Raw genomic sequence first — 7,335 nt, 5'->3', positions numbered from 1 at the left:
GGTGAGCGCCGAGGCGCGCCGACGCCCCGCCGAGTCGGTGAGCGACACCACCGCGCCGGCCGCCGGCGGCCCCGACTCGCCCTCGCGGACGGTCACGCTCACCACCTGCGCGCCGGCCGCCGCGCCGCCCCAGCACCACAGGGCCAGCGCGGCCGCGCGCGCCGTCCCGCGGCTCACTGCGGCGTCTGCGGCCACAGCACGAGGGTGCCGCACCCGGCGCCCGTCGAGTTCAGCTCGGGGGGCGTGCGCGCCCCGCCCGCGTAGACCTCGACCCCCCCCAGGTTCGCCGGGTCGAACAGCTCGAGGTCCGGCGGCAGCTCGTTGGTCAACGGGTCGTACGAGTACACGCGCACGCCGCTCACGATGACCTGGAAGTAGCAGAGCGTGTTCGAGCGCTCGCTCGTCAGCCCGCGCCGGCTGGCGATGACGGTGGTGCCGCCGCCGACGGTCGCGATGGTCACCCCCGGGATCGGCCGCAGCATCTCGGTCAGCCGGCGCCCGACGAAGCGCTGGATCTGGGCGCGCGTGAAGTACACGCCGCCGCCGCCCTTCCGCCGCCGGTCGAACTCGACCAGCCCCGGCGCGCCCGCCGCCTCGCCCGCCGCGGCCACCGTCCCGCGGGCCGCCGCGGCGCCGGTCGGCACCAGCGCGAAGTCGATCCACGTGGTGTCGCCGGCGGCCAGCTCGGCCTGGATCGTCACCGGCGCGAACCCCGCCGCCTGCACCACCACGTCGCGCGTCCCGATCGGCAGCCCGCCGATCACGAAGCGGCCGCCGGCGTCGGTGGCGGCCCGTCGTGGGACGCCCGACACGGCGACGGTGACGCCGCGCAGCGGCGCCCCCGTGGGCTGGCCGTCGGCGACGTCGCGGGTGACGACGCCCGCCAGCACCGCGGGCTGCGGCTGCGCGGCGGCGACGGCCGGGGGCAGCGTGAGGGCGAGCAGGAGGAGAGGGCGCATGCGCCCGACCATCCGGCCGGGCGCGGCGGCTGTCAAGGGCGGATCGCGGCCCGTCACGCCGGGGTATTGTTCACCCACACTTCCCAGGAGCCCACGTGTCGGATTCCGCGTCGCCCGCCGCCTTCCCCGTCCACATCTCGAAGGAGGAGTGGCGCCGCCGGCTCACGCCGGAGCAGTACGCCGTCCTGTTCGAGGAGGGGACGGAGCGGTCGTGCACCAGCCCCCTCAACGACGAGAAGCGCGCCGGCACCTACGTCTGCGCCGCCTGCCACGCGCCGCTGTTCACCACCGACGCGAAGTACGAGAGCGGCACCGGCTGGCCGAGCTTCTTCCAGCCCGTCCCCGGCTCGCTCGGCACCAAGAAGGACTTCAAGCTCTTCTGGCCGCGCACCGAGTACCACTGCGCGCGCTGCGGCGGGCACCAGGGGCACGTCTTCGACGACGGCCCGGAGCCCACGGGGCAGCGCTTCTGCAACAACGGCGTCGCCCTCCGCTTCGTCCCGGAGAGCGAGCCGCTGCCGCCGCTCGTCGACTGACGCCCGGACTCGGGCTAGGCGGACGCCGAGCGCGTGCTCCACGCGCGGGCGATCATCCCCAGCCCGAGCACCAGCCCCGCCGTGCCGAGCACCGCCATCAGCGTGCTGTACTCGCTGCGGACGAGCGTCATCGCCTGCAGCGCCGCGCCGATGGCGAAGATCACGTAGCCCGGCGCGGCGCGGCGCCCGGCCTCCGAGCGCCCGTTGACGCGCACGGCGGCGTACAGCGCGGCGAGCGCGAGGACGCCCATCAGGATCGCGACGGTCGTGTTCAGCTCCACGTGCACCTCCGGCGTGTGAGGGGGTCGGGTCTATCGTGCACCGGGGGCGGCGCTCACGCCACCGGGCGCACGACGCGGTACCGCGCCTGCACGATCTGGAAGAGCCCGAAGGCGAGCAGCCCCAGCGCCACCAGCCCGAGCAGCCACGGCCCCCACGGCGCCCCCTGCAGCGTCGTCAGCGCGCCCGACAGCCCGGTCGCCTCGCTCGGGTTCGCGTCGCGCGCCGCCAGCAGCAGGAAGCCGCCGCTCACCACGAATACCACCGCGCGCGCCGCCGTCCCCGCGCGCCCCAGCCGCTCGACGTTGCGGCGCCCCGACGCGCCGAGCGCGTGCAGGTCGAGGTGCTTGGTCACGTCGCCGCGCGCCGCCTTCCAGAGCTGCTGCCCGGCGTAGACCAGCACGCCGAGGGCGACCGCGGCCACCAGCGCGCGTCCCCACGGCAGCGCCATCAGCCGCGACGTCCAGCCCTCGGCGCGCGCCTCGTCGTTGCTCTGCGCGCCGCCCTGCAGCAGGCGGATCGCCTGCAGCCCCAGCGAGCCGTAGAGCAGCCCGCTCCCCGCGTGCGCGAGGCGCAGGGCGATCCCCTTCGCGTCGCTCCCCTCGCCGTCGGCGCCGCGCGCCGACTCCAGCAGGCGCCACGCCGCGTAGCCGAAGAGCCCGATCGTCACGATCACCAGCAGGAGCTGCCCCGCCGGCTGCTCGGCGATCGTCCGCAGCGCGCCCCCCTGCCCCTCCGCCTGCCGCCGCCCCATCGCGGCCTGCAGCGCGAGCAGCGCCAGCGTCACGTAGACGACGCCCCGCGCCGCGTAGCCGAGCCGCGCCGCGCGCGTGAGCCAGGGTGCCCCCTCGCTCGCGAGGCGTCCCGCCCGGTGCATGCCGGCCTCCACCGCCGGCCTGATCTGCTGTCCCATCGTCTCCTCCTCGTCGCTCGTCCGGATCGCTCGTCCGGGCGCGAGAGAAGGAAAGGAACGGGCCACGGCACGGCCGCGGCCGAAACGCCTCGCGGCCCGCTCCGGGGAACCGGATGCGGGCCGCGAGGCTCGAGAGTCTGCCGGGAAGGTTGTTTTGAAGCCCCGATGCATTGCATCAGTTGGGCGACCGGCCCTCCGCCTTCCGCCTTCCCCGCACTGGGGCATGACGTCAACGGACTGTGGAACGACGCCCGGCTTCAAGAGTGTCGGGTCAAAACAGGAGTCTCCCCGACCGACCACTCGAGTTGCCTGAAATATAGCGCGTCACGCGCGCATGGGATACACGATCGAGCGTGCGCTGCGTCACCCGAGGCGATCGATCCGCCCGAGGGCGACCGCCCGCCCGGCCAGCGCGCCGAGCGTGCGCACCGACGCGTCCAGCGCCGCGAAGCGCGGGTCGCGCGTGTGCCCCGCGACGTACCGGGCGTGGATCTGCTGCGCCACCACCGCGAGCTTGAACAGCCCGAACACGTAGTAGAACAGCGCGTCCCCCGCCCCGACGTCGCGACGAGTGATACTCGCGTAGCGGGCCACGAGTTCCGCGCGCGACAGGTTCCCCGGCGCGGCGGTGAGCCCGAGCCCGAGCGCGCGCAGCTCCGGCGGGTCGTCGGGGTCGGCCCAGTACCCCAGCGACGTCCCGAGGTCCATCAGCGGGTCGCCGAGCGTCGCCATCTCCCAGTCGAGCACCGCCGCCACGCGCGACGGGTCGGCCGGGTCGAGCACCAGGTTGTCGTACTTGAAGTCGTTGTGGATCAACGCCGCGCCGCGTTCGGGCGGGCGGTGCGCCTCCAGCCACGCCGCCGCGCAGTCGACCGACGCGACGTCGCCGGCGCGCGCCGCGAGCCACCGCCGCCCCCACCCCGCCACCTGCCGCTCGACGTAGCCGTCGGGGCGCCCCAGCTCGGCGAGCCCGGCCGCGCGCCAGTCGAGCGCGTGCAGCGCCGCCAACTCGTCCACGAAGCGCTCCGACAGCCGCCGCATCGCCGCCGCGTCCGGCACCGGCTCGCCGGGGAGCCCGCGCAGGATCACGCCGCGCACGCGCGTCATGCAGTAGAACGGCGCGCCGAGCAGCGACGCGTCGTCGCCCAGGGCCAGCACCTCGGGGACGCGCGGGTAGGCGGGGCGCACCGCGCGCAGCAGCCGCGCCTCGCGCAGCACGTCGTGCGCGCTCCCCGCGTGCACCCCGCGCGGCGGGCGGCGCAGCACCAGCTCGCGGTCGCCCGCGCGCACCAGGTACGTGAGGTTCGAGAACCCGCTCCCGAACTGCGCGACCGAGAGCGCCCCCGCGTCCACGTCCGCCCAGCCGGGCACCGCGCGCGCCAGGAAGCCGGCCAGCGCGGCGACGTCGAGCTCCTCCCCCGCACGCACCGCGCGGGGCGCGTCCTCCCTCACGCGCGCCTCACTCCCGCGCGTCCAGCCCGTAGCGCTTGAGGATGCGCCGCGCGAGGCTGGCCTTGTGCACCTCGTCGGCGCCGTCGTAGATGCGCGCGCCGCGCTCGTGCCGGTACCACCACGCCAGCGGCGTGTCGTCGGTGACGCCGAGCGCGCCGTGCACCTGGATCGCGCGGTCGAGCACCCGCTGCAGCACGCCGGCGACGTGGAACTTGATGGCGCTGATCGCGTCGCGCGCCGCCGGCGCCCCGTCGGCGTCGATCCGGCGCGCGGTGTCCATCACGTACAGCCGCGCGGCGTCGACCTCGGCGCGGCTCTCGGCGATCCAGAACTGCACCTGCTGCTGCGCGCCCAGCGCCCTGCCGGGCGCCAGCATCCGCGTCGCGGCGCGGCGGCACATGAGGTCGAGCGCGCGCTCGCAGATCCCGACCCACCGCATGCAGTGGTGGATGCGCCCCGGCCCCAGCCGCTCCTGCGCCAGCGCGAACCCCTCGCCCTGCGGCCCGATGCGGTTGGCGACGGGGACGCGCACCCCGTCGTAGTGCACCTCGGCGTGGCTCGCCCAGTCGCTCCCCGCCTCGCCCATGATCCGCACGTTGCGCACGAGGCGCACGCCCGGGGCGTCCATCGGCACCACGATCTGCGACGCGCGGCGGTGCGGCGGCGCGTCCGGGTCGGTCACCGCCATCACGATCGCGAACGCGGCCCCGTCGGCGCTCGACGTGAACCACTTCCTCCCCGTGATCACGTACGCGTCGCCGTGCCGCTCGGCGCGCGTCCCCATCCACACCGGGTTGGAGCCCGGGTAGTCGGGCTCCGTCATCGAGAAGCAGCTGCGGATCTCGCCGGCGGCGAGCGGCTCGAGCCACCGCGCCTGCAGCGCCGGCGACCCGTGCGCGTGCAGCAGCTCGACGTTGCCGACGTCGGGCGCCTGGCAGTTGAACAGGTAGTGCCCCATCGGCGACGTGCCGAGCACCGCGCTGACCTCCGCGTACTCGACCAGCGACAGCCCCAGCCCGCCCAGCGACGCCGGCAAGTACGGCGCCCACAGCCCGCGCGCCTTCACCTCCGCGCGCAGCGCGCCCAGCTCGGGGAGCAGGTCGCGGAACTCGCGCTGCAGGAACGCCGGCTCCAGCGGGAGCACGCGGGCGTCGAGGAAGCCGCGGATCCGGTCGAGCAGGGGGGCGACGCTCACGCGGGCGCCAGGCGGGCGGCGCGGAGCGCGGTCAGCTCGCGGTCGTGCCGCTTCCCCATGATCGTCTGCGCGGGCCAGATGAGCATGTAGCTCCACCCCCCGAGGAAGCCCGCCACCCAGGGCGGCCACCCGAGGCCGTACGCGCCGCCCAGCACGATCACCACCGACAGCACCGCCACCGCGATCATGACCAGCGACTCGCGGATGCTGTGGCGCGTGATCGCCGTCTCGACCGCGTCGAGCTCCAGCACGTCCCGCTGCGAGAGCGCGTGGCGGTGCAGCAGCGCGAACAGCCCGTAGAGCGCGATGTACCCGACCGCGTAGATGCTCAGCAGCGCCGGCCACTGGTCGGGGCGGATCGCGCCCAGCGCCGCCTCGCGCGTGCCGTCCAGCCAGGCGATGTCCAGCTTCCAGGCCGCCAGCGCCATGGTGAGCCCGACGATCGTCTGGAAGAGGAACTTGAGCGGGTAGATGTAGAGCAGCACCACGAACAGCAGCCCGGCGTTCAGCACCACCGTGCGCCGGTCCTCCAGCCCGTAGCGGCGGAAGAACTTGTAGTGCGCGTGCCAGACGATGAGCAGGAGCACGAAGGTGATCGCGAACGCCGGCACCCCGAGCATCATGTCGGCCAGCTCGGTGAAGGTGCTCGGCACCTCCAGCGACACGACCAGCAGCGTCACCGCGAAGCCGAACACCGCGTCGCTCAGCCCCTCCACGCGCGACACGCCGTCGCCGCGCCAGCGGAAGTCGCCGTCGCGCGCCGGGTGCGCCTTCACGAGGTGCTCGCGGATCATGCCCGAAGCTGCCGCCGGAACGCCCGCGCGGCAAGCGCCGCCAGCGCGGGCACCAGCGGCGCCGCGACCGTCGCCAGCGCGGCCAGCCGCACCTCGGGGTGCGCGCTCGCCAGCCGCGGCCAGTTGAAGATGAACAGGTCCGCGGTCAGGTGCGACGTCACCACGGTGAGCGCGTCCCACCGCAGGAACGCCCACCCCCACACGCACCCGACGAGCGACATCACGACCGCCCGCCCCCAGAACGGCTCCTGCGGCGGGAGGAACGACAGCCCGGTGTGCGTCAGCCCGTACACGACCGCCGGCACCACGATCGCCACCCACGGCCGCCGCGTGACGTGCAGCAGCCAGCTCCCGGCGAACAGGCGGTACCCCAGCTCCTCGAGCAGCGCGATGTTCGTGAAGAAGAGCAGCGTCGCGAGCGACGGGAGGGTCGAGTTGAGCGCGTAGTAGAAGAACCCCGTCGGCTGCACCCCGGAGTACGCGCCGGCCGTCCGCTCCAGCACCCACGTGGACGCGGCCATCACCCCGCCGCACACCAGCCCGACCGCGAAGCCGCGCGCCGACGCCAGCCCCACCGCCGGGTCGGTGATCCCGCCCCGCCCCAGCCGCCACAGCGTCGCCCCGCGCCCCGCCCCCTGCTCCCGGTCGAGCGCGTCGCCGGCGGCGATGAACGCGAACAGCAGCACGAACATCCACGCCGTCCCCTGCGACTGCCCGGCCAGCGACGCGAAGCGCGCGATCCACCGCGGCCACAGCGGGTCCCACGCGCCCAGCAGCGCGTAGTCGGCCAGCGCGCCGGTGAGGAACGCGCACGCGAACACGATCCCGCTCCAGTACGCGGCCCGCCCGAGCAGCGCCGAGCCGGCGCGCAGCCGCAGCAGGAACACCGCCAGCGCGCCGATCGCCCCCACCACCAGCAGCGTGAACCCCGCCGTCTGCAGCGCGCGCTCCGGCGCCGGGGGCGCACGCGCGCCGCGCTCCCCGGCGGCCGGCACCACCAGCCACCGCCGCGCGCTCGTCACGCGGTCGCCGCTCACCGTGACCACCGCGCGCTCGCGCAGCTCGGCACCGTGCGCGCGCGCGTCGCGCAGCAGCCGCTCGTAGGTGAACGAGTGGTCGGTGCGCGCCGGGCGGTCGCGCGACGCGGCGCCCGTCTCCACCCACGGCGCGTCGCGCCACGCCGCCGCCATGTCGCCCGCCGGCGCGC

Annotated in this window: 8 protein-coding genes; 1 reads left to right on the top strand and 7 read right to left on the bottom strand. The window is 75.3% G+C overall.

Annotated features, from left to right (window positions below; all coding sequences use genetic code 11):
- Positions 1 to 173: 173 nt before the first annotated feature.
- Complete coding sequence (locus PYV61_RS17720; protein WP_275834056.1) at positions 174 to 959, bottom strand: carboxypeptidase regulatory-like domain-containing protein; 786 nt, start codon at positions 957 to 959, stop codon at positions 174 to 176.
- A gap of 95 nt (positions 960 to 1,054) precedes the next feature.
- Between PYV61_RS17720 and msrB the strand changes: the two genes are divergently transcribed.
- A complete protein-coding gene (msrB, locus tag PYV61_RS17715) occupies positions 1,055 to 1,495 on the top strand; it encodes a peptide-methionine (R)-S-oxide reductase MsrB (RefSeq protein WP_275834054.1) in 441 nt (146 codons plus the stop codon).
- A gap of 14 nt (positions 1,496 to 1,509) precedes the next feature.
- Here the strand turns inward: msrB and PYV61_RS17710 are convergent, their stop codons facing one another.
- From PYV61_RS17710 to PYV61_RS17685, 6 genes are all read right to left on the bottom strand, one after another.
- The gene (locus PYV61_RS17710; RefSeq protein ID WP_275834052.1) at positions 1,510 to 1,776 is read right to left on the bottom strand and encodes a hypothetical protein; all 267 of its coding nucleotides are present in this window, start codon (positions 1,774 to 1,776) and stop codon (positions 1,510 to 1,512) included.
- A gap of 53 nt (positions 1,777 to 1,829) precedes the next feature.
- Positions 1,830 to 2,687, bottom strand: coding sequence for a DUF1206 domain-containing protein (locus PYV61_RS17705; RefSeq protein ID WP_275834050.1), 858 nt, complete (start codon positions 2,685 to 2,687; stop codon positions 1,830 to 1,832).
- Between the two features lie 363 nt (positions 2,688 to 3,050).
- A complete protein-coding gene (locus PYV61_RS17700) occupies positions 3,051 to 4,139 on the bottom strand; it encodes a phosphotransferase family protein (RefSeq protein WP_275834048.1) in 1,089 nt (362 codons plus the stop codon).
- Positions 4,140 to 4,146: 7 nt separating this feature from the next.
- Positions 4,147 to 5,334, bottom strand: coding sequence for an acyl-CoA dehydrogenase family protein (locus PYV61_RS17695; protein ID WP_275834046.1), 1,188 nt, complete (start codon positions 5,332 to 5,334; stop codon positions 4,147 to 4,149).
- A complete protein-coding gene (locus tag PYV61_RS17690) occupies positions 5,331 to 6,128 on the bottom strand; it encodes a TMEM175 family protein (RefSeq protein ID WP_275834044.1) in 798 nt (265 codons plus the stop codon). The genes PYV61_RS17695 and PYV61_RS17690 overlap by 4 nt, the downstream gene beginning before the upstream one ends.
- A partial coding sequence (locus PYV61_RS17685; protein WP_275834042.1) for a CPBP family intramembrane glutamic endopeptidase occupies positions 6,125 to 7,335 on the bottom strand: 1,211 nt, incomplete at its 5' end. The genes PYV61_RS17690 and PYV61_RS17685, both read right to left, overlap by 4 nt.

The sequence above is a fragment of the Roseisolibacter sp. H3M3-2 genome (assembly GCF_029211165.1).
Lineage (GTDB): Bacteria > Gemmatimonadota > Gemmatimonadetes > Gemmatimonadales > Gemmatimonadaceae > Roseisolibacter.
The sequence above is the reverse complement of the archived record's forward strand: the minus strand, read 5'-3'. Positions and strand labels throughout refer to the sequence as shown.

Coding starts and splice junctions, on each gene's coding strand:
- PYV61_RS17720 (WP_275834056.1), bottom strand. CDS start 959: ATGCGCCCTCTCCTCCTGCTCGCCCTCACGCTGCCCCCGGCCGTCGCC.
- PYV61_RS17705 (WP_275834050.1), bottom strand. CDS start 2,687: ATGGGACAGCAGATCAGGCCGGCGGTGGAGGCCGGCATGCACCGGGCG.
- PYV61_RS17690 (WP_275834044.1), bottom strand. CDS start 6,128: ATGATCCGCGAGCACCTCGTGAAGGCGCACCCGGCGCGCGACGGCGAC.